Source organism: Cytobacillus sp. (assembly GCF_964223445.1).
Lineage (GTDB): Bacteria > Bacillota > Bacilli > Bacillales > Cytobacillaceae > Cytobacillus.
Genome location: NZ_CAXQGS010000128.1, coordinates 13,673 through 38,039, shown reverse-complemented (window position 1 = coordinate 38,039; position 24,367 = coordinate 13,673). Strand labels below are relative to the sequence as shown.

Genomic DNA, 24,367 nt, shown 5'->3' with positions numbered 1-24,367 from the left:
AAATCGGCTTTGCTGAACTATTTAAAATGTTTTCTCAGATTTTCAAAAACATCATTTTCTATAATCAATTTGCCATATTCCATTACACGGTGAATTGTTGTGCTCGTTTCGTGCCCGTACTCAAGGAGAATGCTTAGCATGTTATCTATGTCATCCTCTTCAAAAAGCTCTTCAGGGAACTCTGCGAATAAATAATATTTCCCTTCAAAGGAATATAACTTTGTAGTAATGGAATCAAGACTTGACTGCTTTGATAATGAAATAACGTCTTCAAAATCTTTAAATGATAATAGGAACTCAAGATCGCCTTCATATCCAGGCTCATCTTCATCGGATTTACGGAAATGATGATCGAGCATTTCCTCTATATGTTCATCCACAGGCAAATCTTTCACTTTTTCATCCGGGACAGGAAGTTCAAACTTCTGACCATCCTTTGAAAGCTGGGCCTTTGTTACAAGAACCTCCAGACCCTTATCCAATGCCTGTACCTGAATCCATAAAGGTCCTTCAACAAGAAATTCTTCCTCCTGATGGACTTCATCCATCATTTCCCAAAAGAGTTCCTCACTCCGCTCACGATTGTACCAAATCTCTTCACGGTCAAAGCCTCTTTCTTCTATATCAAGATAAGAAATATAAAATTTAACTGTATGATCATTAATACGTTCGATTTCCATGCAGCAACTCTCCCTTCTGGCTATGATTGAAGGGACTAAATACCCCCAGCAGTCATGTGTTATCCATTTACCCGTAAATCAATTGGCTAATCCCCGATTTAATTGAAGGTAAACTGTATTTTGTACCTTGTACTTTTATTTTATGACAAATTGAGCATAAAGGGAATTAAAAAGTCATATGTTTAGAAAAACCGTTAAATGCCTATATTGTCCCAAGCTTCCATCCTTATCAAATTTTACTGTAACTATATATTCTCTTATTATATCCATATTCCTTGTTCTTTTTCACATAACAAACAAAAAGACCTTCTTCTGTTAACAGAAAGAAGGCCTCTTAATTTTAAGTATAATTGAATAAGTTTGTTAATTCACAATCTGGACTTGAGCAAATCTTTCAGATTTAAATTAAACCACTGTTAATTTACCATGCGCTGTGCTTCACGCAACTGGTAGGTGCGAACTTTTCTTGGAAGGAAACGTCTTATTTCGTCCTCATTATATCCAACCTGCAAACGTTTTTCATCAAGAATGATTGGACGGCGAAGCAGCCCAGGGTTTTCCTTGATCAACTCAAATAAATCTTGGAGAGGCATTGATTCAAGGTTTACATCAAGCTTTTGAAATGTCTTTGACCGAGTAGAAATAATTTCATCGGTTCCATCTTCAGTCATGCGCAGAATTTCTTTAATTTCATCAATTGACAGCGGTTCTGAAAAGATATTTCTTTCTTTATAGGCAATCTCATGTTCTTCTAACCATGATTTAGCTTTCCTGCAAGATGTACAACTTGGTGAAGTGTATAATGTGACCATTTTACAAATTCACACTCCTTAAATTAGACATATATGAAACTATCTGAGATTTATATTTGTTTAATCAAATATTTCTAGAGTTTTCTAGATTAAAATAACTTTAATCAAGGAATTTATATTATTTATTATACACCAAACAATATCTATTTGGTATAACTTTTTATAAATATGATAAAAGTATTAAACATTTATTAAACAAATGGATTAAGAATTAGAATCTACTTAATAAGACGAATGAACAAGCAAAAAGTTTCATTTTTTTATATCTTTTTTGCTATAATTTCTTCCATAAGATTCTTAAGCCTTTAGCTCAAGGGAATTTTATGTATTAAATTATTTTATTTATACTTTGTATACCCTTATTAATTTTGATTAAACCTAAAATTGATATTAACATTTTCTCAATTAATAAATGAAAATGAAAACACAGCCATTTACAAAAATGGCTGTGTTTTCCCAATTCTTAAAGATCCTCCAATACATCCGTCCCATTTTTATTTTCCTCATAGGTCAGGACCTCATCTACAGGCTGATAGGACTTTCCATAGAAATGTTCATCTCTGTATGTGTGTATCATTTTATATGTTTTCCTCATAGCTTCATAAATCATTTCTTCACTTTCATTCTCAGGAGACCAATATAGAATTTCCATTGTATTGATTTCATTTGTTGCAAGAGACCGGCGGCTGTATCCGATTGATTGTGCATGCTCAAACCCTTCTCTTTTATAGAACCGAAGGCGCTTCTCTGTATCCGTGTCTTCATAATCCACTGGTTCAACTTCCAAAATGATCGGCTTGCCTTTGGCTTTCAGCTTTTGAAGTAATTTATGGCCAAGCCCTTGTCCTCTGGATTCCTTTGAAACAAACAGATAATCAATAAACACAAAGTTATCCAATTCCACATACATAAGTACATGGTGTTGACCTTCATCTTTATGATAAATGTCTGACCGTTCCTTTAATAAGGTTTCCATATGTTCTCTCGATTTCATTTCTTCAATAGGGAAATATTGATTCAGTTTTTCATACCAATGCATGGATCTTCTCCTTTTTTTGCTCACAAACGATAAACTGTTTATTGAACATGAATATTTATTCCAGCATGATAAGCTCCCAGCTTTCCTTTCCACTCACTTTTATGCTTTAGCCTTTTATACTATTTCCAATCAGATAAAGTATTTGTGGAATTACCCCTTTTAATACTGGAAAATTTCGAATAAAATAAGATTAGGGATGTTTTATACACTAATCACAGGATACTGTGAAAAGAAAGATGGAGGTTTATCATGGTTGGTTACATAACTGATTTAACAATTGTTGCACTGCTCATAATTGGATTTACTGCCTTATTAGGTGTACTAACTAATGGTATTGGAGAAAAGGTGTTTGGCGGTAAAAATAAATCCGAATTCGTGGATCAATCTGCAAGGGTGCAGACTGGATGGAAAAGCGTAGGCGGTAAGAAAAAGCAGTAACCTATGCCTCTATACTATGATACCGCATTCAAGATTGGTGTCAAATGATATGTAACTTAATTTATTGATAAACAAAGCCAGAAGGAGGCCAAAATAATCGGCCTCTTTCTGGCTTTTATGGTGTATAATCCACTTTTGGTGTATACGAATTACCCGCATTCCATAAAAGGAATTCATTAATTCCCTGTTCGTTCAATGCCTTTATTTGAGCTTCAACCTCGGCTCTTCCATACTCCTTATAATTTCCGGCTCCTAAATAAGAAGCTGTAAAATCCTGCAGCCACGGTCTTGAAACAGGCGGACTATCCAACTCTTCCAATTTCCTATTCTCAAGCTTTGCATATTCAGAAACCAGCTTATAAGGTTCCAGATCTGGTTTGGCTATTCCAAAATAGGAAGTCCAGTGGCTTGGATAAATCATAGAAGAAATTACATCTACATGTTCTGAGATCTTAGAAAAATTTTGACCAATTCCTGGAGCTTCAGGGAGGGTAGCCGTGTAACCAAAGATATCAACCGATACCTTTACTCCATATGGCTCAAGCTCTTTCCTTGCATACTCAACGAAGTCTGTTACAGCGCTTACTCGCTTCTGCACATTTTTTATTTTAAGATTTTTATATTCACCCATACTATATTTCAAAGAGCTATCGCGGTGTTCAAACCCTTCAGGAAACCGGACATAGTCAAATTGAATTTCCTGAAATCCCATTTTGGCAGCTTCAATTGCAATTCCCACATTGTAATCCCAAACTTCTTTTATAAATGGATTAACAAATGATTCACCTCTGCCATTTTTCCATACTTTGTCTCCTTCCTTATAAGACCATTCCGGCTTTTTATTTGCCAGGACAGAATCTTTGAAAACAACTACCCGTGCAATCGGATATATTTGCTTATCTTCCATGACTTTCAGGATTTTACTTGAATCCTTTATGTAAGGTTTTCCAATTTCATGATATGGTGAGCTATCTTCAGGAATATAAGTAAGATTACCCCAATCGTCCTTAATATCGATTACCATCGCATTTAAATCGGTTTCATCCATCAAATTCACCAGGTTATTAAACTTTTCGCCGCCTGCAGAATGTCCGGTAACATATATCCCTCTTACAGCATCAGGATATTGAAAATGATAGCCAGAATCAAATTGAAACCGGTTTATTTTTTCTGGCAGTGCTTTTACAAGCGAAACATGTTCCCTTTGCGGGTTTTGGCCTGGTTCCTCGGTTTCCTGTTCTTTTGCATCCCCGGATTGGGCAGAAATGAACAGACCTGACACTAACATTAAGGCAGCAGCAAGAGGTACTGACTTTTTCAAATGTGATGCCCCCTTTATGAAGTTCTGCTTGTTGTTTCCTCCATTATAAGATTAATTCAAAGAATTAAGAACTGTCTTTATACTAAATTATCTTTTTTAGTGTTCTTTAAACCAATAATATTAAAAAAATATTAAAATGCTGCTTAATTAGACAAATTGACGGAAAAATATAAATAATCGAAAATTCTAATAGTAATATTCTAGAAAATGTTGTATTATATACTAAAGCTTACATTAGCGAATAAACGTGCTAAAGAGATATTTCTACTCTCTACATATTTGACTGAGCAACATACATCTTGGTAACTCCTTTTTATTATCAAAAAGGATAAGCATAAGTATAGCAAACACTTACTTTTCCAGGATGTAAAAAACGATCTCAGTAGAGATCGTTTTTTGTTATTTGGCATATTGGGCTTTTAATTCGTTATACTCTTTTTCAGAACAGTAAACAAAATGTCCCGGAGTAATTTCACGCATTTCCAGCTCTTCATTGTCAGCGTAATTGTGGACTGCTGGGTCATAAGACTTTCTTCTGCGGGCACGTTCCGTTTCTGGATCTGGAAGAGGAATAGCAGAAAGCAGTGATTGAGTATATGGATGCATTGGATTGGCGTATAAATCTTCTGCTGGCGCAAGCTCTACCAGTTTGCCGAAATACATTACACCAATACGATCGCTGATGTACTTAACCATAGATAAGTCATGAGCGATAAACAGGTATGTTAATCCTTTTTCACGCTGCAGTTTTTTCATAAGGTTTACTACCTGAGCCTGGATGGAAACGTCCAATGCTGATATTGGCTCATCGGCAATAATAAAGTCCGGGTCAACCGCAAGCGCGCGGGCAATCCCGATACGCTGTCTCTGTCCTCCAGAGAATTCATGAGGGTAACGGTTAGCATGCTCTTTGTTCAAACCAACTGTTTCCAGAAGCTCATAAACCCTCTCCATACGTTCCTTTTTGCTCTTTGCCAAACCGTGGATATCGATGCCTTCAGCAATAATATCGGCTACAGTCATACGCGGATTCAAGGAAGCATAAGGATCCTGGAAAATCATTTGCATTTTCCGGTTAAACTTTTTTAGTTCTTTTGCAGACTTTTTGCCGTGAACATCTTCACCTTCAAAAAGAACTTGACCATCTGTTGCATCGTATAATCTGATAATGGTTCGTCCAGTAGTTGATTTACCGCAGCCAGACTCACCTACAAGTCCAAGGGTCTCTCCCTTAAAAATATCAAAAGTAATCCCATCAACTGCTTTTACCATATTTGGACGGCCTACATTAAAATGCTGTTTTAAATTTTTAATTTCAAGCAATTTTTCTGCCATTATTATTTTCCCTCCTTCACTAATACAGGCTTTTCAAATGTGGAGGATAATTGGCGCATACGTCTTTTTACTGCTTCCGGCGGCTCAACCTTTGGAGCATCCGGGTGAAGCAGCCAAGTTTTTGCAAAATGTGTTTCTGAAATTTGGAACATTGGCGGCTCTTCTTCAAAGTCAATTGCTAGTGCATATTGATTTCTGGCTGCAAATGCGTCTCCCTTTGGAGGATTCGTCAGATCTGGAGGTGTTCCAGGAATTGCAGCTAATTCAGCTTTATCATCATTTTCTAAGCTTGGCATTGATGCAAGTAATCCCCATGTATAAGGATGGCGCGGATCATAGAAAATTTCATCCACAGTGCCCATTTCAACAATCTGGCCAGCATACATTACAGCAACACGGTCCGCGACATTTGCAACAACACCCAGATCGTGCGTGATAAAGATGATGGAAGTATCCATTTTATTTTGAAGATCTTTCATAAGCTCCAGGATTTGCGCCTGAATAGTAACGTCAAGTGCTGTTGTCGGCTCATCAGCAATAAGCAGCTTTGGATTGGCTGCAAGAGCAATCGCAATCATGGCACGCTGTCTCATACCGCCAGAGAATTCATGTGGATATTGATTCACTCTTTTCTCAGGCATCGGAATACCAACAAGTCTCAGTAATTCAATTGCTCTGTTTTTGGCATCAGTCTTCGTCATATTTTGGTGTTTAATCAGCACTTCCATTATCTGATTTCCAACCCTCATCGTTGGATTCAAAGACGTCATCGGATCCTGGAAAATCATACTGATTTCTTTACCGCGAATCTTTTCCATTTGTTTTTCTGTTTTAGGTACAATGTCTTCACCATTCATCAGGATCTGCCCGCCTGAAATTCGGCCTGGCGGCATAGGTATTAACTTCATAATAGACTGGGAAGTAACACTTTTGCCTGACCCAGATTCACCAACAATCGCTAGCGTCTCTCCCTTATGAAGGTCAAAGCTGACTCCCCGGACTGCTTTTACTGTACCTCCATATGTTTGGAATGAGACTTCTAAATTTTTTACTTCAAGTAATTTTTCCATGTTCTCACTCCTTTATTTACGCATTCTTGGATCTAGAGCATCACGCAAGCCATCGCCAACTACGTTAAAAGCAAAGATCGTTAAACAGATAAACGTAGCAGGGAAGAATAAACGCCATGGGTAGTAACGCATAGCCGGCAATCCATCATTGGCCATTGTTCCCCAGCTTGCTATCGGCGGTGTTAATCCAAGGCCAATAAAGCTTAAAAATGCTTCAGTAAAAATGGCAGAAGGGATCGTCAGCGTCATTGTGACTAAAATAGGTCCCATTGAATTTGGAATTAAGTGTTTGCCCATAATTCTGCTTGTATTTGCACCAAGCGTTTTGGCTGCCAGGACATATTCCTGATTTTTCAGAGATAACACCTGACCGCGGACAATACGGGACATATTGATCCAACCTGTAATGGACATTGCTATGATCATAGTAGACAATCCCTGTCCTAGCACAACCATTAACAAGATTACTAATAATAAATACGGTACACCATATAAAATATCGGCAAAGCGCATCATACCCTCGTCTGTGCGTCCGCCCTTATAACCGGCTATACCGCCCCAAAGTACACCAATAATCAAATCAATTACAGCTGCAGCAACTCCAATGAAGATGGAAATTCGTGCACCTTCCCATGTGCGGGCAAATACATCACGGCCAAGATCATCTGTGCCAAACCAATGTTCAGAAGAAGGCGGCTGGTTTTTATTGCCCAGATCATTAGATGCATAATCATATGGAGTCATATATGGTCCAAAGATTGCCATGAAGATTAGCAGTCCCAATAATACTAATCCAAACAGGGCAAGCTTGTTTTTTCGAAATCGAATAAATACATCTTTCCAAAAAGAAAGACTAGGCTTTGAAATTTTTTCAGCTTCACCAAGCTGTGTTCCGACTAACTTGAACTTATCTTTCGAAATCTGCATAATTACTCTCCTTTCTTCCCGCCAGCAAGTTTGATGCGTGGGTCGATGATTCCGTATGCAATGTCAACAAGGAGAATAGATACAAGCAACAGAATACTGTAGAAAACTGTTACACCCATAATTACCGTATAATCACGATTGTTGATACTTGTTACAAAGTGTGCACCAAGTCCAGGAATACCGAAGATTCTTTCAATAACGAAACTTCCTGTTAAAATACCTGCGGTTAATGGTCCCATATATGTTACAACAGGTAAAAGGGCATTACGGACCGTATGTTTTACTGTAATTACTCCCCTGCTTAAACCTTTTGATTTAGCAGTCTTAATATAATCATTCGCCAGAACTTCAAGCATGCTCGAACGAGTTAACCGGGCTATAAATGCCATCGGTGTCGAAGCCAGTGCAACGGCTGGAAGAACGGTGTGCATAAATGATTCCCATCGTGCAACAGGGAAAATACCCATTTTTATTGCCAGGAAATATTGCAGGAATGATGCCATGATAAAGGAAGGTACAGAGATACCTAAGACAGCTACAATCATCGCTGTGTAATCCGGCCATCTATTATGTTTTAATGCCGCAATGATTCCTAAGAGAACTCCTACTGCAACGGCGATAAAAATGGCCTCCATTCCAAGAAGAAATGAAACAGGAAAACCTTCATTAATCAAGTCGTTTACAGTTTGGCTTTTATATTTAAATGATGGTCCAAAATCCCAGTTGACAATTCGAACCAGATACTCCCAATACTGTGCATACCATGGCTTGTCCAGCCCAAAGTGGGCATTCAGGTTTGCTTCAATTTCGGGAGGAAGTTTTTTCTCAGATGCAAAAGGGTTTCCGGGTGCAATGCGCATGAAGAAAAACGTTGCTGTAACAATCATCCATAGAGACAGAAGCATGTACACCAAGCGTTTTCCAATATATTTCGCCATTGTCAAACACCTCCAATTTATTACAATGCCTTAATCAGAAACGAAGGTATATGGGATTGTGCATCCCATATACCTTTCGTAAGTTTAGCTATGTTTATTCGAAGTGTGCCCACTTATACTGGACATCACCCAGGCCGGATACTGCAACATCTTTAAGGTTCTCAGCCTGTACCCAGTTATTAGTATAGAAATAGATTGGAGCTACTGGCATATCTTCCATGAAGATTGCTTCAGCATCCTTCAATAACTGCTGGCGAGCTTCAGGGTCAGTTTCTGTTGCAGATTTAGCAAGCAGATCCTGGAACTCTTTGCTTTCCCATCCAGTATTGTTGTTACCGCCATCAGCGTCACGGTACATTTCTAAGAAGTTGATTGCATCGTTAAAGTCACCCAACCAGCCCAAACGAGCTACTTGGTAATCCATTTGGTCTAATTTATCAAGGTATACATTCCACTCTGAGTTATCTAGAGTTACTTCAACACCAAGATTCTGCTTCCACATATCCTGAACTGCCTGGGCAATCTTTTGGTGCGCCTCAGAAGTATTATAAGAAAGAGTTACAGCTGGAAGTTCAGAAGCATCTTTCAATCCAAGCTCTTCAAGACCTTTTTGTAAATATTCTTTTGCTTTTTCTACATCATTGTCAGGGAAATAACCCTTTTCGTTTTCTTCAAACATTGATGGAGGGACAATCGCCATTGCTGGAAGCTGTTCACCCTGAAGGATGTTATCAATTAGCTCCTGACGGTTGATGGCATGTGCAAATGCTTTACGGATATTAACGTTATTAAATGGTTCTACAGTTGTATTAAACTTGTAATTGTAAATACCTGCGATTGGCTGTGTCACTAAGCGGCCTTCGTCTTTAAGAGCCTGCATAGCGTCAGTTGGAAGGGCACCTGTTGGAGCTCCAGCCCAATCTAGTTCACCATTGTCAAACATAGATAATTCAGTATTAGGATCATTGATCATAACCATTTCAATGCTGTCAAGCTTAACTGTTTCAGCATCCCAGTATGTTTTGCTCTTTTCAAGAACAATCTTGTCACTGTGAGACCATTCAACCATATGGAAAGGCCCGTTAGTTGTAAAGTTTTCACCAGCATCAGTTGCCCATTCTGGGTTAGCTTCTGCGATTTTGCTGTTAACCGGTAAATAAGTATAGAAAGCTGTTAATTCTTCGAAGTAAGGAGTAGGGTTTACTAATTTTACTTCTAGAGTTTTGTCATCGATAGCTTTAACGCCAACAGCATCCTTTTCACCTTTGCCTGTATTGAAAGCTTCAGCGCCTTCAATGTAGTAAAGCTGGTATGCATATGTTGAATTGTTAGCAGGATCCAATGCCCACTTCCAAGCATATTCAAAGTCTTTGGCTGTTACTGGGTCTTCATTTGACCATTTAGCATCACGAATTGTGAATGTATAAGTTTTTCCGTCTTCAGAAATTTTGATGTCTTCTGCCATTGCATTTTCAGGCTTACCATCTTGATTGATGCGAGTAAGACCTTCTAAGACATTTCGAAGAACAGTTCCAGAAGTTGAATCCTGTGCTAAACCTGGGTTTAAAGATGGTGGTTCAGTGTTGATATTTACTCGTAGTTCCTGCGGTACATCGGACTTTCCGCCGTCATCTCCGCCTTTTTCGCCGCCATCAGCATTGTCTCCGCCGCCGCTGCACGCAGCAAGGAACATGCTTAGCACTAGCAGCATGCTAAAAAAGATCGATAATCTTTTGTTCACGGTATTAACCCCCTATTAATTTCCTCAAACAATACTCTTACGCTTGCGATTCACAAAAAACACAACTGTGCGCCCCAGATATATTGCTCAAATAGTCTGTTAATTCAATTTAAAAAAATTGCAGACTATTTAGAAGGCAACAAAAAAAGCAAGTTTATATTCTCTTAAAGATAGATTATCCCTATATTCTGATAATTCAGATTAAAAGAATTAATCTATAAGATGTAAGCTATAAACTTACTCAATATGCACCATACTCTCGCTATCTGGAGTGATATAGTTTTGTTTTAAATGTAACAAATTCGTAAAGAATATGTTTGTTACGTTTATTATAAATAGTTTAAAAACTTATTGCAAGTGGCTTTTTGTACATGCAATTCAATCGAGTATGACATTTTTCGTCAAAAAGTCTTATAAATTAAGATTTTTGAGATAATAAAAAAATTTTTCATTTTAAGATTTTTTGCTATTTTAATAGGAATAACCACCCATATATTGTAAAATCCAACCCGATATTGGAGGCTATCGGTGACTTTCATTTTCCTTTTATTAACTTGATTTTTGTATCCGGATAGTTTAACTTATTATATAATATAAATAAAAATAAATTATTTAATCGGCAATGAAAAAGATTAGTACATTTACTGAGGGTTTAGCAGAGAGTCTGTGGAAGGTGCAAACAGGCAGCCCGGTAAATAGAATGGACTTTTGAGCTTCTGAATTTTTCAGGCGTTACCCTGCGTTATCGGGGACCTATGCATTGTTCTGCATAGGGCAGAGTGACTCAGTATTTGAGTAATTAGGGTGGCAACGCGGACCATTCGTCCCTATTTTATAGGGACGAATGGTTCTTTTTTATGCTTTCAGCACCAAAATAGCTCTTTACTGCCTGTCAATTCATGATTTTTTAGGCCGATTAAAGGAGGAAAAACATGAAAACTATATTTTCCGGCATCCAGCCCAGCGGGACTATAACCCTTGGAAATTACATCGGTGCCATGAAGCAATTTGTTGAACTGCAGAATGATTACAACTGCTATTTCTGCATTGTTGACCAGCACGCAATAACAGTTCCACAGGACAGACTGGAATTAAGAAAAAACATCCGAAGCCTGGCTGCTCTATATTTGGCTGTTGGAATCGACCCTGAGAAATCCATCCTATTCATCCAATCGGAAGTTCCAGCCCATGCCCAGGCGGGATGGATGATGCAATGTGTTTCCTACATCGGTGAGCTCGAACGCATGACCCAGTTCAAAGACAAATCAGAAGGTAAAGATGCTGTATCTGCAGGACTGCTGACCTATCCACCTCTGATGGCTGCGGATATCCTGCTATACAACACTGATCTGGTCCCAGTTGGAGAGGATCAAAAGCAGCACCTGGAATTAACTCGCGATCTTGCAGAAAGATTCAATAAGAAGTACAACGACATCTTCACTATTCCTGATGTCAGAATCGCCAAAACAGGCGCGAGGGTTATGTCCCTTCAGGATCCATTAAAAAAAATGAGCAAGTCTGATCCTAATAAAAAGTCATTTATATCGTTATTAGACGATCCAAAACAAATTGAAAAGAAAATAAAAAGTGCCGTAACAGATTCTGAAGGCATCGTTAAATATGATAAGGAAAACAAGCCGGGAGTATCCAATCTCCTTTCCATTTACTCAATCCTTTCAGGGAAAACTGTTGCGGAGATTGAAAAGGAATACGAAGGCAAAGGATATGGAGATTTTAAAGCCGGCCTGTCAGATGTTGTTGTTGGAGCAATTAAACCTATTCAGGATAAATATTATGCGCTAATGGAATCGGAAGAACTTGATCTGGTACTTGATCAGGGAGCTGAAAAAGCGAATAAGGCTGCATACAAAATGATTAAAAAAATGGAAAGTGCCATGGGACTCGGCCGAAAGAGATAAGAAAAGCGGAAGCGCCCACTTTTCGGAGACAAGCATAAGACAAGCCGGCTAAAAGGTTGTTCTCTAACCTTTTGGACGGATTGGCTTATGATCGCGAGCCGATGGCGCCTGGAGCTAGACAGTTATCTAAGTTTAGAATTTATACATTCCTTTCTTTAAATAAAAAACAGCCTTTTGGCTGTTTTTTTCTAATTCACTTTTGGACCGTGCTCCATTTCCCACAACTTCTCAAAAAACGGCTGTCCTTTTATTAAGTTTTCACAAAACTTCTCGTGTTTACCTGACCAGCCGTATTTACTTTCATCGTAAAGTTCATACCATGCCTCTTCGAAGTTCATTGACTGAATTTTGGAATAGCGTTCCGGGCTCCACTCCGTATACCAATAACGGATTTCAGCATCATTTTTGGAGGAATGAAGCTGATCCAGCGCCATAAACAGCAGCTGCTTAAGCTGTCTTTCTTTTCTCGTCAGGCCTGCCATCAAATCCGGAGATGGAGAAAGAATATGAAATTCCTTTAATGCTGTTTGATCATTAAATGAATAGTTTGCCGTTTCCTGATTTTCAAGCATTTCATATGCCAGCTGCTCCTGCCGCGGGATAAGTCTGCTTTTCCTGATAGGGATATTATAGCCGATTGTATCGACTGCCAATATGCCTGTCCCATCCGAAACTACAAAACAATACTCCAATTGAATACGTTCATGATTTTTCCTTAAGTAAGCTTTTTGATAAATATCATCTAGCAGTTGTTGTGGCAGCTCAGAAAGATCGTTTTCAATATAATTAAATAGAACCGGGTCAATCTTCAGCAGCGGAACCTGATCAAGCAGTTCTACGCCATCATCTTTTCTCCATTCATGAAAATGGCATACATTGTATCCATTCTCTTCTCCTTCAAACCAATTCACCCAAACATCATGAAGATACAACATTTTTCAACCCCCACTTCAACAAACTATTTGTCACTCAGTATGGGCAGTAGGAAGTAAATTTATTCCTATATTGCACTTGCAATCCATTTTTTGTAATAAATTTTGGAATGACATTGCTGTAATAAATACCTTCCCTCTATTCATTCTCACTAGTATAAGGAAAATATATGCTTAAAGTTATTATAATGATTCCGATCGGAAGCAGATAACATTCTGGACGCGAGATAATAAAATCGAAATATTCTTTGAAGGTATGGCCAGTTGTAAGCAAATTTAAATACCCTATTACACTGACTCCTCCTGAAACAGAAATCCCAAACCCGGTTAAAAGCCCAAATGCCCTAAATAACATATTCTTTACTATATGCGTGAGTCCCAAAAGGTTTTAATGCTGCCATAAACTCACTCCCAGTCCTTTTTTACATGTATATGAAGGAATTTGTTCGGATATGTACAAGCTATTGTCCTAAAGACAACAAAAAAACGCCTGACTATAGGCGTTTCTTTGCTATCTGTTGGATTTAGGATTGAAGGCATCTTTTAAGCCCTCTCCAATAAAGTTGATCGATAGGATTGTAAATGTTAGAACAGCAGCTGGCGGAATCCATATCCACCATTTACTGGTCAAAACATCCGGACTTCTTGCTTCCTGAAGCATATTCCCCCAGGTAGGAATGTTGATCGGTACACCGAATCCCAAGAAGCTTAGGCCTGTCTCAGCTACAATCATAGCTGCCAGTGTAATGGTCGCCTGAACGATAATGGTTGACATTACATTCGGCAGCAAGTGTTTAAAGATGGTCTTTGGTGCAGAGCATCCGATGGAAACAGCACTCATAATATATTCATTTTCCTTCTCAGCCATGACCTTGCTTCGAACAAGTCGGGCAGTTCCTGTCCAGCTGAGTACACTTATTACGAATATAAGGGTTCCTGTACTTGATTCGATAAAAATTGATTTTAATACGATAACAAAAAGCAGGAATGGAAAGTTCATCATAAAGTCTGTGAATCTCATTAGGGCATTATCGACCCAGCCGCCAAAATATCCCGCAGTAGCACCAACAAGAGTACCAATAGTAATAACAGCTAGTGTGATAGAGAATGCAAGCAAGAGTGAAGTCTTGCCTCCATGCAGAGTTCTGGCAAAAACGTCTCTGCCTGACTTGTCGGTGCCAAAGTAGTGATCAGCAGATGGTTCTTTGCTCATTTGTGTTAAATTGATCTTAGCTGTCTCCTCAACCGGCATAGTTAGCGGCTCAGCCAATATGGACATTGCACAGACCAGCAGCAGGAAGACCAGACTGATCATTGCCACTTTATTGCGCAAAAACTTGCGGCGGGCGAGAGCCCATGGTGATTGACTCTTCGGCGGTTTAACAGGGTCTGCTAAACCAGGCGAAGTTTGCTGTGAAATTGATGGTTCCATACTCTCACCTACCTAACTTAAACGAATACGCGGATCTACTAGACCGTATAGTAAATCTGCAACTAAATTTCCAATAAGGGTTAAAATCGTCAGCATCATGGCAATAGCCATCATGACAGAATAATCACGTGCATTAACTGATTCTACGAATAAATAACCGATGCCAGGGTATGTGAAAATGGTTTCTGTGATAATTGCCCCTCCAAAAAGATTGGCAATATCGAATCCCAGTAAAGTAACGATAGGTATGATGGAGTTTCTTAGAATGTGCTTATTATAAATCGCAGATTCTTTCGTACCTTTAGCTCTTGCTGTACGAACATAATCCTTGCGAGAGCTTTCGATCATATCATTTCTTAAGAACTGTGTATAAGCGGCTGTAGCCATGGCTCCCAGGACAATAGCCGGCAATACAGTATGTTTTGCTTTACTTAAGTAATATTCCAGTGTTCCTGCTTCTACCCCGCTGCCGATACTTCCACTGGCTGGAACCCATCCAAGATTGATGGCAAAAACATAAATGGCAACTAAAGCTGCAACAAAGCTGGGAATTGCAAGTGCTAAATAGTTAAAAGCTGATATTAAATAATCTCCAATGCTATAGGCAAAACGCCCAGAGTATCTTCCCATTAAAAAGGCCAATAAATAAGTAATTATTAGAGCTGATATTCCTAATATGATTGTGTTCGGCAAACGGTCACCAATTAATTCCATAACCGGGCGCTTATGAACAAATGAATCTCCAAAATCTCCTTGGACCACACCACTCATCCAGCGGACATACTGTACAGGAATAGGATCATTCAATCCCATCTGCTCACGCATTTCTTCAATATACTCCGGATCTGAGTTTAAAGGGTCAATTTTTCCAGATAGTGCATCACCAGGCATTAGCTTCGCCAGTGTGAAAACCACTACTGAGATAAGGAAAATTATTGGAATCATACCTATGAGTCGTCGAATTGTGTACTGTAGCATTTCCATTCCCCTTACCAAACAAAAATTTATTCGCTGGTTAAACCTGTACTCCCTGGGAGAACAAAATCCCTCAAGGAATACAGGTTCCTTTTATCCTATTACTCTACAATGTGCCACTTGTGGAACTCATCAGTTCCAAATGGAGTTACTTTAACTCCGCCCACACGCTTGTTGATCGCCCATGGATCTACACGCTGTTCGAAGAAGATGATTGGCAATTCTTCGTTAACAAGCTTTTGCCATTCATTATAGACTTCCTGACGGTGCTCTTGAACATCTTTACTAGAATCTTCAGGGAATGTTACACCCTTTTTGATAAGTGCATCAGACTCTTCGCTGTACCATCTCCACATATTCCATTTGTCAGTAGACAACCAGATGCCAGCTGGATCTGGGTCATTAGCAAGTCCCCAAGCACCCATGAATGTTTCAACAGATGGGTCATCTGCTTCAATAGTGTCATAGAATAAGTTGAAATCTTTTAATGAACCGCCGTTTAGCTTAGCATTTAAGCCAACTTCCTGCCAGGATTGAAGGATGAATTGAGCACGTGCCTCTGAAGTTTCAGCGCCTGCCATAGCATCAAAGTTAATTGTAAATGGCTTGCCTTCTGGATCTTCACGGAAGCCGTCGCCGTCTTTGTCAACATATCCTGCTTCGTCAAGTAATTTCTTTGCTTTTTCTGGATCATATTCATATGGATTGATTTCCGAATCATCAATTTTTGCCCAAGATACTGATGGGAAAGGAGTATTTAATGGTTTTCCTAAGCCGTTTGCAAAACCATCGATAAATGCCTGACGGTCAATTGCATGTGCCATTGCATGGCGAAGGGACTTATTCTGGAACTTCTTGTTATCAGATACTACTACACCTTTTTTAGTGTCATAGTGACCCCAGTCAAAAGCAATATAGCTGTAAGACATCGCATCTGCTTCTACCGGATTTACATTGTCAAGAGCTTTAATCGCTTCCCACTGATCCTTTGGAGCTTCAATAACATCGATTTCTCCGTTTTGCACTAAACCTTGCGCAAGAGAACCATCAATAATTTTGTAAACTACACCATCCAATTTAGCTGGTCCTTGCCAGTAATCATCAAAACGCTCAAATTCAATCATTTCGCCAGGTACGATGTTTTTCACTTTAAAAGGACCTACACCAATTGGCGATTTACGGATTTGATCGGAGTCCGGAAGCTCTTTAGAGGAAATATCCCCGTAATGGTGCTTTGGCTCAGGATAAATCCAGATATTTTCCAATAAGTTAACAGAAGGCTCAGTTACTGTCACTTCAATCGTATAATCGTCAATTACCTTGATGCCTTCAATTGTATCAGCTTTTCCATCTTTATATTCTTGAGCACCTTTGATCATTGCTACGTTAGCAAAACGTGCACCTTCATAAGTTGGATCTGCAATTAAATACCATGCAAATTCCATATCTTCTGCTGTTAATTCCTCACCATCATGCCATTTAACGCCTTGCTTAAGCTTGAAAGTTAATTTAGTCTTGTCTTCAGATAACTCATAATCTGCCAGATTCGGTTCAGATATAAGCTCATCATTTACTTTGAGCAAACCTTCATGCATAAACTGAAGGGCATTAACATCATCTTCACCCTCGTAATAAGCAAAAGATAAAACACCTTTAAATGGCTGAGTATAACCGAATGTTACTGTTCCACCCTCTTGAGCTTCTCCTGATGCTTTCCCATCATCTTTTGGTTCCTTATCAGTGCTGGCCTTCTCTCCGCCGCCGGAACATGCTGCCAGGAATACAGACATGACAAGCAGAAGCGAAAGCAGCCAAAATGCTGACTTCTTCATTGGTTTCCCCCCGAAAAATATTTTTTGACAAAGCCTTATTTATATAAGTGACAAGCGACTCTATGCCCAGGCTTCACCTCCTTTAAGTGCGGTTTTACACTCTGGCACTCCGGCATTGCATGTGCGCAGCGCGGATGGAATGTACATCCTTTTGGAGGATCAATCGGGCTTGGCACATCGCCCTCTAAAATGATTCTTTCTTTTTTCTTGCGCGGATCCGGTTCTGGGATTGCGGATATTAGAGCTTGAGTATAAGGATGCAAAGGATCTGCATAGAGGCTGTCCTTTTCAGCGACTTCTACAAGGCCTCCGAGATACATAACCCCTATCCGGTCACTCATATGTTTAACTACGCTCAAATCGTGGGCAATAAATAAGAAAGTAAGATCAAATTCATCCTGAAGCTCTTTCAGCAGATTCAATACCTGAGATTGGACCGATACATCCAGGGCGGAAACAGGCTCATCCGCAATAATGAGCTTTGGTCTTAAAGCCAGTGCCCTTGCGATTCCGATACGCTGTCTTTGCCCGCCGGAAAACTCATGCGGGTATTTATAGTAAGCATCTTCAGGCAGCCCAACTTTCGCAAGAAGATCCATTACTTCCGGCTTCAGTTCCTTTTCGGATTTGCTGTTATAGTTTCTGATTGGCTCTGACACAAGGTGCCCAACCATCATGGTGGGATTTAATGATGCATAAGGATCCTGGAAAACCATCTGGAAGTCCTGGCGGATTTTCCTCAGACTGGTCCCTCTCACATTTGTGATATCCTGTCCGTCAAATATGATTTGTCCGTCTGTTGGTTCTAGAAGTCTGAGGATTGTTCTGCCTGCGGTTGATTTTCCGCAGCCTGATTCTCCCACCAGCCCCAATGTCTCCCCTTTCCTAATTTCAAAGGAAACATCATCAACTGCCTTAACGACCGCTACCGTCTTTCTAAGGATTCCGCCTTTTATTGGATAGTAAGTTTTTAGGTTCTTAACCTCTAAAAGCACATCATTACTGCTTTTATCCTTTTTTAAAACAGCTGTATTATTATGCTCTGTACTCATTATGCGTTCACCTCATGTTTCGGCTGGCTTGTCTCGTAAAGCAGACAGGCTACCTCATGTCCTTCTTCATTTTCTGCCAATCGAGGTGTAACTGTCAGGCATTCCGGCATTGCCTTAGGGCAGCGAGCCGCAAATTTGCACCCTGTTTTAGGCATATTTTTTAATGAAGGCACAATTCCTTTTATTGTGCTTAGCTTTTCCACTTCTTCATCCATTTTTGGAATGGCTCCCATCAGGAGCTGAGTATAAGGATGTTTTGGATTGTGGAATAAGGAATCTACATCTGTCCGCTCTGCTATCTTCCCTGCATACATAACAATTACCTCATCACACATCTCAGCCACAACACCAAGATCATGAGTAATAAGAATAACAGACATATCATTGACTTCCTGGATTTCTTTTAGAAGTTCAAGAATTTGGGCTTGTACAGTTACATCCAGAGCAGTTGTCGGCTCATCGGCGATCAGCAGCTTCGGCTGGCAGGCAATGGCGATGGCGATCATGACCCTTTGCCTCATCCCTCCTGAAAGCTGATGCGGATATTCATCTACAATTTTTTCAGGTCTTGAAATTCCCACACTTTTTAGAAGTGCGATACTTTTAAGCCGCGCTTCTCTTTTGGAGATTTTCATATGATTGAATAATACTTCCTGCAGCTGGAACCCGATAGAGAAAACAGGATTTAAAGAAGTCATAGGTTCCTGGAATATCATCGCGATATCTTTTCCCCTGATTTTATTAATCTCTGAATCTGTCATCTTCTCCAAATGAACACCGTCAAAGATGATTTCTCCATTACGGATTTGGCCAATGCCCTTAGGCAGGAGCTTCATGACAGAGAGGCTCATTACAGATTTACCGCAGCCCGACTCTCCTACGATTCCAACTATTTGTCTAGGTTTAACTCTAAAAGAAACATTATCAACTGCATTATAGTATGTACCATCTATGGAAAAAGCCGTTTCTAAATTCTTCACCTCTAGTAATGGTGCGTCTTTATGTTGACGGGGATTTGTGCTCATAGGACACCTCTTACCTTTTCGAATTATTCTGTTAATTCATTCTATTTGTCTAAAATATTATTACAAAGTTATTACAATTGCAAGATTTTTTTAAAATTTGTTAAAATTCATTTTTCTATAACAAAAAAAAAGCCCACATTTTAGGGCTTTAAAGCGATTACGACTCCAGTTTATATAAAGTTTGGTCCACAAAATATTCGGATGGCGCACTAAAAGATAGTTTTGTAGAAAAACTTTTTTTCTCTCTAAATCCCCTTACAATTTCGTAGCCAGCAGCATAACCAAGTAATGGAGGGTAGGGTCTTTCACCATACAGTATCTTCTGATGGAGCCTCTCATTCTTTTTTAATTTCAACTGAGGCTTGATCAATTTATCCCATAAATTCCTGATTTCTTCTTTTGAATACCTGCTGCACCAGGATCCTCTGAACTTCTTGCCACAGTGAATTTCGACCGCATGTTCGGCAAGCCCTTCCAATATGATGGAATCAAGCAGCGTAAATTCTTCAAGACCTTTTTTCTGTGAGTTAATTCTGCAAGTATGGTGATATTCATGTACAAATAAAGCCTCTACTTCGTCTTCTGCTATATCAGAAGGAAGAAACAAAAATAGCATATTTGCGAATGAAACTCCCGATTTTCCAGAATGCCGCGAAAAAAGACCTCCCCCTGCCGCAGGAAAGATATAAACATCGATATTAGGACCGGCCCACTTCTTCTTATATTTTAAGTATATTTTTTCTGTAAAATCCCATGTTTCTCTTTCTTTTAATTCCTTGAAATCATTGCTGCTGAACCGATCAGGTTTATACATGCCGAATTCCATTAAGTATTCGTATATTTTCCGGGGATCATGATCATTGAAGGATCCTGTAAGTTTTTCACATATTTTAAGCGGTTCATTAAAGCTTTCTTCAAGCCATAAATCGGTTTTAACTATCCCATTACCATACCTCCATATACTCGATATGTAATAAATTTTATGTAAGTGAGCGCATTTTGTTCATCAAAATAAAAAACCGATTCTAGGAGGTTAACTTCCTTTGAATCGGCTTTCGTTTTAATTTTTATTCATATCTCTTAAAGACGATGGTTGCATTGTGGCCGCCAAAGCCCAGTGAATTGCTCATTGCTGCTGTTATTTCTTTTTCCCTTGCCTTATTTGGAACATAATCCAGATCACATTCAGGATCCGGGTTTTCTAAATTAATGGTAGGTGGCAGGATCCCTTCCTTCATTGCCAGAACTGTGAAGATGGCTTCAATTCCGCCTGCAGCTCCCAGAAGATGCCCTGTCATTGATTTAGTCGAGCTTACTGCCAATTTATAGGCATGCTCTCCGAACACCTCTTTGATTGCCAATGTTTCAAATTTATCATTATAATCGGTACTTGTACCATGTGCATTAATATAATCGATATCTTCCGGCTTTAAGCCGCCATCTTCAATCGCCATTTTCATGGCTCTTGCTCCGCCTTCTCCTCCTGGAGCGGGTGCAGTGATGTGATAAGCATCCCCGGTAGCGCCATAGCCAACGATTTCAGCATAAATTTTTGCGCCGCGGGCAAGTGCATGCTCCAATTCTTCAAGCACGACAATTCCCGCACCTTCTCCAATAACAAACCCGTCACGATTCTGATCAAATGGACGGCTGGCTGTTTTTGGATCTGGATTGGTTGAAAGCGCGGTATTGGCACAAAATCCAGCTACAGACATCTTTGTTATTGGCGCTTCTGCTCCACCTGAAATCATTGCATCCGCGTCGCCGCGCTGAATAACCTTAAAGGCATCGCCGATTGAGTTTGTACCAGTGGCACATGCAGTTACTGTACATGAGTTAAACCCTTTTGCCCCTAAATATATCGAAACTTGACCAGTTGCCATGTCCGGAATCATCATTGGCACGAAGAATGGGCTCACCCTTCTGTACCCGCGTTTCATAAATGTTTCATATTGATTTTCAAAAGTTTCCATACCGCCAATGCCTGAACCAATCCAAACACCGATGCGATGTGCATTTTCATCTGTAATCTGAAGGTTTGCATCCTTTACGGCCATAAAGGATGATGCAACAGCATAGTGTGTGAAGCGGTCCATTTTTCTTGCATCTTTTTTGTCAATATATTCTTCAGGATTGAAATCCTTTACCTCAGCAGCAACCTTAGCCGGATATTCATCTGCATTTAATCTAGTCAGAGGGCCAACACCTGAAACCCCTGATTTAATATTGTTCCATGTCGTCTCTGTATTATTTCCAAGCGGTGTCACAGCTCCGATGCCCGTAACGACAACTCTTCTTTTATTCATTTTGATGCAGCTCCTTTTAAATTATCATCATATTTAAAATGAGGTATCTTATCTTCCCCATCTCATCGCAATGGCTCCCCAGGTAAGACCTCCGCCAAAGCCGACCATCACGAGCAAATCATCATCTTTAATTTTACCCGCTTCCAGTTCTTCCACCAATGCAATTGGAATAGACGAAGCAGAAGTATTTCCGTATTTATCCACTGTTTTCGACATCTTCTCAACCGGAAGTTCCAGTCTTTGGCGGGAAGCTTCCATAATGCGGATATTTGCCTGATGAGGGATTAGGAAATCTACATCCTCTTTGGATAATCCAGCTTTATCAAGTACGTTGATGCAGCTTTCACCCATTTGGCGAACCGCAAATTTGAACACTTCACGTCCATTCATAATGATATATTCATCCTGATATAAATGTTTTGCGCCTGTGCCATCTGCACCTAATTCAAATGATAATATCCCCCGTCCATCTGAGACTGGGCCTATTACAGCTGCGCCTGCTCCATCTCCAAATAAAACGGCAGTATTACGGTCATTCCAGTCTGTAATTTTGGAAAGCTTTTCAACACCTACTACCAATACATGTTTATATGTTCCTGTTTCAATAAACTGTTTTCCCGTTATGATACCATACATAAAACCTGCACATGCAGCGCTAATATCCATTGCCGCTGCCTTGTTTGCATTTAATCGCTCCTGAAGCATGCAGGCAACAGACGGAAACGGGTAATCCGGTGTAACCGTTGCAACTAAAATAAGGTCTAAATCCTCTGCTTCTATACCTGCATTTTCCAATGCTTTAAGTGCTGACTCATACGCCATATCAGATGTATCTATGCTGTCATCCGCAATTCTTCTTTCCTCAATTCCAGTCCTGGTCCGAATCCATTCATCAGAAGTATCAACTATTTTCTCCAAATCTGCATTTGTTACCACTTTTTCAGGAAGATATCTTCCGATTCCTATAATTCCAGCATTCATGGAGTTCCACTCCCTTTCATATTTACAAACCCATAAGCGTTCTCTATTTATATATTATTATCAATTATTATGACTTGGTACTAATTTTATCAAAAGTATATATAATAACGCAACACTTTTTACCTTCCCTCACTTATTACTGCACTAATGTCTATACCCAGTTAATTTTTCTTCATATGCTGTTATATAGGCAGCTGAAAGGAGGAAATCGGCATATGCTTGATAATGATGATAAAGCCAAAGAAAATACAGGAGACCCTTTAACCCATTTTCTGTTTGGTGAAAGAGTAAGAAGACATGAGCCAGCTGAAGTCGAAAAAGTATCCAATAGAAAAGCTGAAGAAGCTAAGGGGATAGAAGACTGGCTTTTCGGCGGCAGGGGCAGGAGCAGAAATGCACATGAAGCTGACGAATGGCTGCTTGGCGGTAAAAGCAGAGAAACTCATGAAAGTGACAATTCCCCTAACGAAAATGGAACCAATATCCTGAGCAATATCAACTTGGAGGAACTAATGGGCAACATTGACACTCTCATGACTTCAGCTCATCAGTTAAAACCATTGCTGAAAAAAGCAGGGCCTTTGCTGGAGATGTTTTTGAAGAAGTAGGGGCTGGGGCAATATCTTATACGTCAACTTTAGAATATATCCTTTTTTTATCTGGTCCATCACCGGATAGATTTAAAGATTTTAATATCCTATATGCTGTATGCCTGGATTCGAGATTTAAATAATCCCGGCATTCTTTTATTTGTTATCTTTGAATTAAAAAGCAAAAAATAATCAGTTATTGCTTCCATATGACTCGTTCTTGAAATCATTTTACATTTAAGACAACACCATTTTCCGTCTTTCCTCACAACAGCAAATGATTGGCAGGAATGACATTGAACACCCCTTAGTAAATCCTTTCGACTGATACCGTAAGTATTTAGAATATCATTATTAAGAGGACTATTTTTGCACATAATCTTTTCATTCAGCCTATTTATGTCGTTTGGCCATAATATTTGTTTGTTATATTTTGATTTGGCATCAATAAGTCTATCAATTATTTTTTCAGTATGAACAACTCTTTTCAAAATAAAGTTATTTTCTTTCTCTGTTTTTATATAAGTAGCAGGGTTAGTAATAGTGACAAAATACTCTATTGGGAAATCTGGAAACTTTTCTTTTAAAGCCACTCTTTGAATTGATAAACTTGACGCAATACCTGCGAAACTGGATTAGGTATCACTTTTTCCTTCTGTCCGAGTTTTTGAATTACTTGATCAGATATTGTTTCAAAATATAGAGTTCCAGAATAATTTTTGACTTCGATATATTACTGCGCAAAATGGGGTAATAAGCAGGGAGTCGATTTGAAAAGGAGTATGAAGGATAAGACGAAGATCATTATAAATTCTAAAATCTTTACCTGGGAGAAAACTAAAATAATAATCCAGCTGCTTCTCTCCATTAAAACCTAATAGCCCGTTTCTATAATCGGCTTCTATTTCTCCCCTTTTCCGATGGTAATCAGGCAATCTGCGCAGCAGTGCTTCCATCTGTAAAATTCTTAGCGGCTTTGATCTAGACTTCATTAACATAGCAAACCTCCTTTGGAATTTTTA

General features: G+C 39.3%; 24 protein-coding genes and 1 other annotated feature. Of the genes, 3 read left to right on the top strand and 21 right to left on the bottom strand.

Annotation, left to right across the window (positions count from 1 at the left end; all coding sequences use genetic code 11):
• Positions 1-17 precede the first annotated feature (17 nt).
• The 3 genes from mecA to ACEQ1T_RS21825 all read right to left on the bottom strand — a co-directional run bounded on the left by mecA (position 18) and on the right by ACEQ1T_RS21825 (position 2,531).
• Complete coding sequence (gene mecA / locus ACEQ1T_RS21835) at positions 18-680, bottom strand: adaptor protein MecA (RefSeq protein WP_206835324.1); 663 nt, start codon at positions 678-680, stop codon at positions 18-20.
• A 416-nt stretch (positions 681-1,096) separates the two neighbouring features.
• The gene (gene spxA / locus ACEQ1T_RS21830) at positions 1,097-1,492 is read right to left on the bottom strand and encodes a transcriptional regulator SpxA (protein ID WP_009331204.1); all 396 of its coding nucleotides are present in this window, start codon (positions 1,490-1,492) and stop codon (positions 1,097-1,099) included.
• Between the two features lie 463 nt (positions 1,493-1,955).
• Positions 1,956-2,531: an N-acetyltransferase gene (locus ACEQ1T_RS21825; RefSeq protein ID WP_206835321.1), complete on the bottom strand. Its 576-nt coding sequence runs from the start codon at positions 2,529-2,531 to the stop codon at positions 1,956-1,958.
• A gap of 249 nt (positions 2,532-2,780) precedes the next feature.
• Between ACEQ1T_RS21825 and ACEQ1T_RS21820 the strand changes: the two genes are divergently transcribed.
• Positions 2,781-2,969 carry a hypothetical protein gene (locus ACEQ1T_RS21820; protein ID WP_159868752.1) on the top strand — a complete coding sequence of 63 codons (189 nt, stop codon included), beginning with the start codon at positions 2,781-2,783 and terminating at the stop codon, positions 2,967-2,969.
• 115 nt (positions 2,970-3,084) lie between these two features.
• On the opposite strand, the gene ACEQ1T_RS21815 is transcribed toward ACEQ1T_RS21820, so the two are convergent.
• From ACEQ1T_RS21815 to ACEQ1T_RS21790, 6 genes are all read right to left on the bottom strand, one after another.
• On the bottom strand, positions 3,085-4,290 hold the full coding sequence (locus ACEQ1T_RS21815; RefSeq protein ID WP_370224723.1) for a putative glycoside hydrolase: 1,206 nt from the start codon (positions 4,288-4,290) through the stop codon (positions 3,085-3,087).
• Positions 4,291-4,689: 399 nt separating this feature from the next.
• Positions 4,690-5,625: an ABC transporter ATP-binding protein gene (locus tag ACEQ1T_RS21810; protein WP_206835316.1), complete on the bottom strand. Its 936-nt coding sequence runs from the start codon at positions 5,623-5,625 to the stop codon at positions 4,690-4,692.
• Between the two features lie 2 nt (positions 5,626-5,627).
• Positions 5,628-6,695 carry an ABC transporter ATP-binding protein gene (locus tag ACEQ1T_RS21805; protein WP_206835313.1) on the bottom strand — a complete coding sequence of 356 codons (1,068 nt, stop codon included), beginning with the start codon at positions 6,693-6,695 and terminating at the stop codon, positions 5,628-5,630.
• A 12-nt stretch (positions 6,696-6,707) separates the two neighbouring features.
• Complete coding sequence (locus tag ACEQ1T_RS21800) at positions 6,708-7,625, bottom strand: ABC transporter permease (protein WP_370224732.1); 918 nt, start codon at positions 7,623-7,625, stop codon at positions 6,708-6,710.
• The gene (locus ACEQ1T_RS21795) at positions 7,625-8,560 is read right to left on the bottom strand and encodes an ABC transporter permease (protein WP_206835310.1); all 936 of its coding nucleotides are present in this window, start codon (positions 8,558-8,560) and stop codon (positions 7,625-7,627) included. The genes ACEQ1T_RS21800 and ACEQ1T_RS21795 overlap by 1 nt, the downstream gene beginning before the upstream one ends.
• 94 nt (positions 8,561-8,654) lie before the next feature.
• Positions 8,655-10,301, bottom strand: coding sequence for a peptide ABC transporter substrate-binding protein (locus ACEQ1T_RS21790; RefSeq protein ID WP_370224722.1), 1,647 nt, complete (start codon positions 10,299-10,301; stop codon positions 8,655-8,657).
• 613 nt (positions 10,302-10,914) lie between these two features.
• Positions 10,915-11,133 (top strand) — a binding site (T-box leader).
• Positions 11,134-11,233: 100 nt separating this feature from the next.
• Here ACEQ1T_RS21790 and trpS point away from each other — a divergent pair.
• Positions 11,234-12,220: a tryptophan--tRNA ligase gene (trpS, locus tag ACEQ1T_RS21785; protein ID WP_206835306.1), complete on the top strand. Its 987-nt coding sequence runs from the start codon at positions 11,234-11,236 to the stop codon at positions 12,218-12,220.
• 188 nt (positions 12,221-12,408) lie between these two features.
• Here the strand turns inward: trpS and ACEQ1T_RS21780 are convergent, their stop codons facing one another.
• The 9 genes from ACEQ1T_RS21780 to ACEQ1T_RS21740 form a co-directional block, all read right to left on the bottom strand.
• Positions 12,409-13,155 carry a YjbA family protein gene (locus ACEQ1T_RS21780; RefSeq protein ID WP_206835304.1) on the bottom strand — a complete coding sequence of 249 codons (747 nt, stop codon included), beginning with the start codon at positions 13,153-13,155 and terminating at the stop codon, positions 12,409-12,411.
• Positions 13,156-13,663: 508 nt separating this feature from the next.
• Positions 13,664-14,584 (bottom strand): oligopeptide ABC transporter permease, encoded by a 921-nt coding sequence (gene opp4C / locus ACEQ1T_RS21775; protein WP_206835302.1) that lies wholly within the window; start codon positions 14,582-14,584, stop codon positions 13,664-13,666.
• Between the two features lie 12 nt (positions 14,585-14,596).
• Positions 14,597-15,562, bottom strand: coding sequence for an oligopeptide ABC transporter permease (gene opp4B, locus ACEQ1T_RS21770; RefSeq protein ID WP_206835300.1), 966 nt, complete (start codon positions 15,560-15,562; stop codon positions 14,597-14,599).
• 98 nt (positions 15,563-15,660) lie between these two features.
• The gene (opp4A, locus tag ACEQ1T_RS21765) at positions 15,661-17,391 is read right to left on the bottom strand and encodes an oligopeptide ABC transporter substrate-binding protein (RefSeq protein WP_206835298.1); all 1,731 of its coding nucleotides are present in this window, start codon (positions 17,389-17,391) and stop codon (positions 15,661-15,663) included.
• A gap of 35 nt (positions 17,392-17,426) precedes the next feature.
• The gene (locus ACEQ1T_RS21760) at positions 17,427-18,443 is read right to left on the bottom strand and encodes an ABC transporter ATP-binding protein (RefSeq protein WP_206835295.1); all 1,017 of its coding nucleotides are present in this window, start codon (positions 18,441-18,443) and stop codon (positions 17,427-17,429) included.
• Positions 18,443-19,468: an ABC transporter ATP-binding protein gene (locus ACEQ1T_RS21755; protein WP_206835292.1), complete on the bottom strand. Its 1,026-nt coding sequence runs from the start codon at positions 19,466-19,468 to the stop codon at positions 18,443-18,445. The genes ACEQ1T_RS21760 and ACEQ1T_RS21755 overlap by 1 nt, the downstream gene beginning before the upstream one ends.
• A gap of 157 nt (positions 19,469-19,625) precedes the next feature.
• Entirely contained in the window at positions 19,626-20,282 is a 657-nt protein-coding gene (locus ACEQ1T_RS21750; RefSeq protein WP_370224718.1) for a DUF2268 domain-containing putative Zn-dependent protease, read from the bottom strand.
• A 253-nt stretch (positions 20,283-20,535) separates the two neighbouring features.
• Complete coding sequence (gene fabF / locus ACEQ1T_RS21745; protein WP_206835286.1) at positions 20,536-21,774, bottom strand: beta-ketoacyl-ACP synthase II; 1,239 nt, start codon at positions 21,772-21,774, stop codon at positions 20,536-20,538.
• A 48-nt stretch (positions 21,775-21,822) separates the two neighbouring features.
• On the bottom strand, positions 21,823-22,755 hold the full coding sequence (locus ACEQ1T_RS21740) for a beta-ketoacyl-ACP synthase III (protein WP_206835283.1): 933 nt from the start codon (positions 22,753-22,755) through the stop codon (positions 21,823-21,825).
• 215 nt (positions 22,756-22,970) lie between these two features.
• On the opposite strand from ACEQ1T_RS21740, the gene ACEQ1T_RS21735 reads away from it, so the two are divergent.
• Complete coding sequence (locus ACEQ1T_RS21735) at positions 22,971-23,363, top strand: hypothetical protein (RefSeq protein ID WP_206835281.1); 393 nt, start codon at positions 22,971-22,973, stop codon at positions 23,361-23,363.
• An 89-nt stretch (positions 23,364-23,452) separates the two neighbouring features.
• On the opposite strand, the gene ACEQ1T_RS21730 is transcribed toward ACEQ1T_RS21735, so the two are convergent.
• From ACEQ1T_RS21730 to ACEQ1T_RS21720, 3 genes are read right to left on the bottom strand one after another with little or no spacing between them, the layout of a single operon-like run.
• On the bottom strand, positions 23,453-23,938 hold the full coding sequence (locus ACEQ1T_RS21730; RefSeq protein WP_370224717.1) for a hypothetical protein: 486 nt from the start codon (positions 23,936-23,938) through the stop codon (positions 23,453-23,455).
• The gene (locus tag ACEQ1T_RS21725) at positions 23,929-24,018 is read right to left on the bottom strand and encodes a hypothetical protein (RefSeq protein WP_312886136.1); all 90 of its coding nucleotides are present in this window, start codon (positions 24,016-24,018) and stop codon (positions 23,929-23,931) included. Before ACEQ1T_RS21725 ends, ACEQ1T_RS21730 begins: the two co-directional genes overlap by 10 nt.
• A 19-nt stretch (positions 24,019-24,037) precedes the next feature.
• Positions 24,038-24,343, bottom strand: coding sequence for a nuclease-related domain-containing protein (locus ACEQ1T_RS21720; RefSeq protein WP_280516051.1), 306 nt, complete (start codon positions 24,341-24,343; stop codon positions 24,038-24,040).
• Positions 24,344-24,367: the final 24 nt, after the last annotated feature.

Bases quoted from the DNA above. Each gene is read 5' to 3' on its own strand.
- ACEQ1T_RS21825 (WP_206835321.1), bottom strand. From the start codon at position 2,531: ATGCATTGGTATGAAAAACTGAATCAATATTTCCCTATTGAAGAAATG.
- mecA (WP_206835324.1), bottom strand. From the start codon at position 680: ATGGAAATCGAACGTATTAATGATCATACAGTTAAATTTTATATTTCT.
- ACEQ1T_RS21795 (WP_206835310.1), bottom strand. From the start codon at position 8,560: ATGGCGAAATATATTGGAAAACGCTTGGTGTACATGCTTCTGTCTCTA.
- ACEQ1T_RS21760 (WP_206835295.1), bottom strand. From the start codon at position 18,443: ATGAGTACAGAGCATAATAATACAGCTGTTTTAAAAAAGGATAAAAGC.
- ACEQ1T_RS21720 (WP_280516051.1), bottom strand. From the start codon at position 24,343: ATGTTAATGAAGTCTAGATCAAAGCCGCTAAGAATTTTACAGATGGAA.
- ACEQ1T_RS21805 (WP_206835313.1), bottom strand. From the start codon at position 6,695: ATGGAAAAATTACTTGAAGTAAAAAATTTAGAAGTCTCATTCCAAACA.
- opp4C (WP_206835302.1), bottom strand. From the start codon at position 14,584: ATGGAACCATCAATTTCACAGCAAACTTCGCCTGGTTTAGCAGACCCT.
- ACEQ1T_RS21810 (WP_206835316.1), bottom strand. From the start codon at position 5,625: ATGGCAGAAAAATTGCTTGAAATTAAAAATTTAAAACAGCATTTTAAT.
- ACEQ1T_RS21740 (WP_206835283.1), bottom strand. From the start codon at position 22,755: ATGAATGCTGGAATTATAGGAATCGGAAGATATCTTCCTGAAAAAGTG.
- spxA (WP_009331204.1), bottom strand. From the start codon at position 1,492: ATGGTCACATTATACACTTCACCAAGTTGTACATCTTGCAGGAAAGCT.
- ACEQ1T_RS21750 (WP_370224718.1), bottom strand. From the start codon at position 20,282: ATGTATAAACCTGATCGGTTCAGCAGCAATGATTTCAAGGAATTAAAA.
- ACEQ1T_RS21735 (WP_206835281.1), top strand. From the start codon at position 22,971: ATGCTTGATAATGATGATAAAGCCAAAGAAAATACAGGAGACCCTTTA.
- ACEQ1T_RS21820 (WP_159868752.1), top strand. From the start codon at position 2,781: ATGGTTGGTTACATAACTGATTTAACAATTGTTGCACTGCTCATAATT.
- ACEQ1T_RS21780 (WP_206835304.1), bottom strand. From the start codon at position 13,155: ATGTTGTATCTTCATGATGTTTGGGTGAATTGGTTTGAAGGAGAAGAG.
- trpS (WP_206835306.1), top strand. From the start codon at position 11,234: ATGAAAACTATATTTTCCGGCATCCAGCCCAGCGGGACTATAACCCTT.
- opp4A (WP_206835298.1), bottom strand. From the start codon at position 17,391: ATGAAGAAGTCAGCATTTTGGCTGCTTTCGCTTCTGCTTGTCATGTCT.
- ACEQ1T_RS21755 (WP_206835292.1), bottom strand. From the start codon at position 19,468: ATGAGCACAAATCCCCGTCAACATAAAGACGCACCATTACTAGAGGTG.
- fabF (WP_206835286.1), bottom strand. From the start codon at position 21,774: ATGAATAAAAGAAGAGTTGTCGTTACGGGCATCGGAGCTGTGACACCG.
- opp4B (WP_206835300.1), bottom strand. From the start codon at position 15,562: ATGCTACAGTACACAATTCGACGACTCATAGGTATGATTCCAATAATT.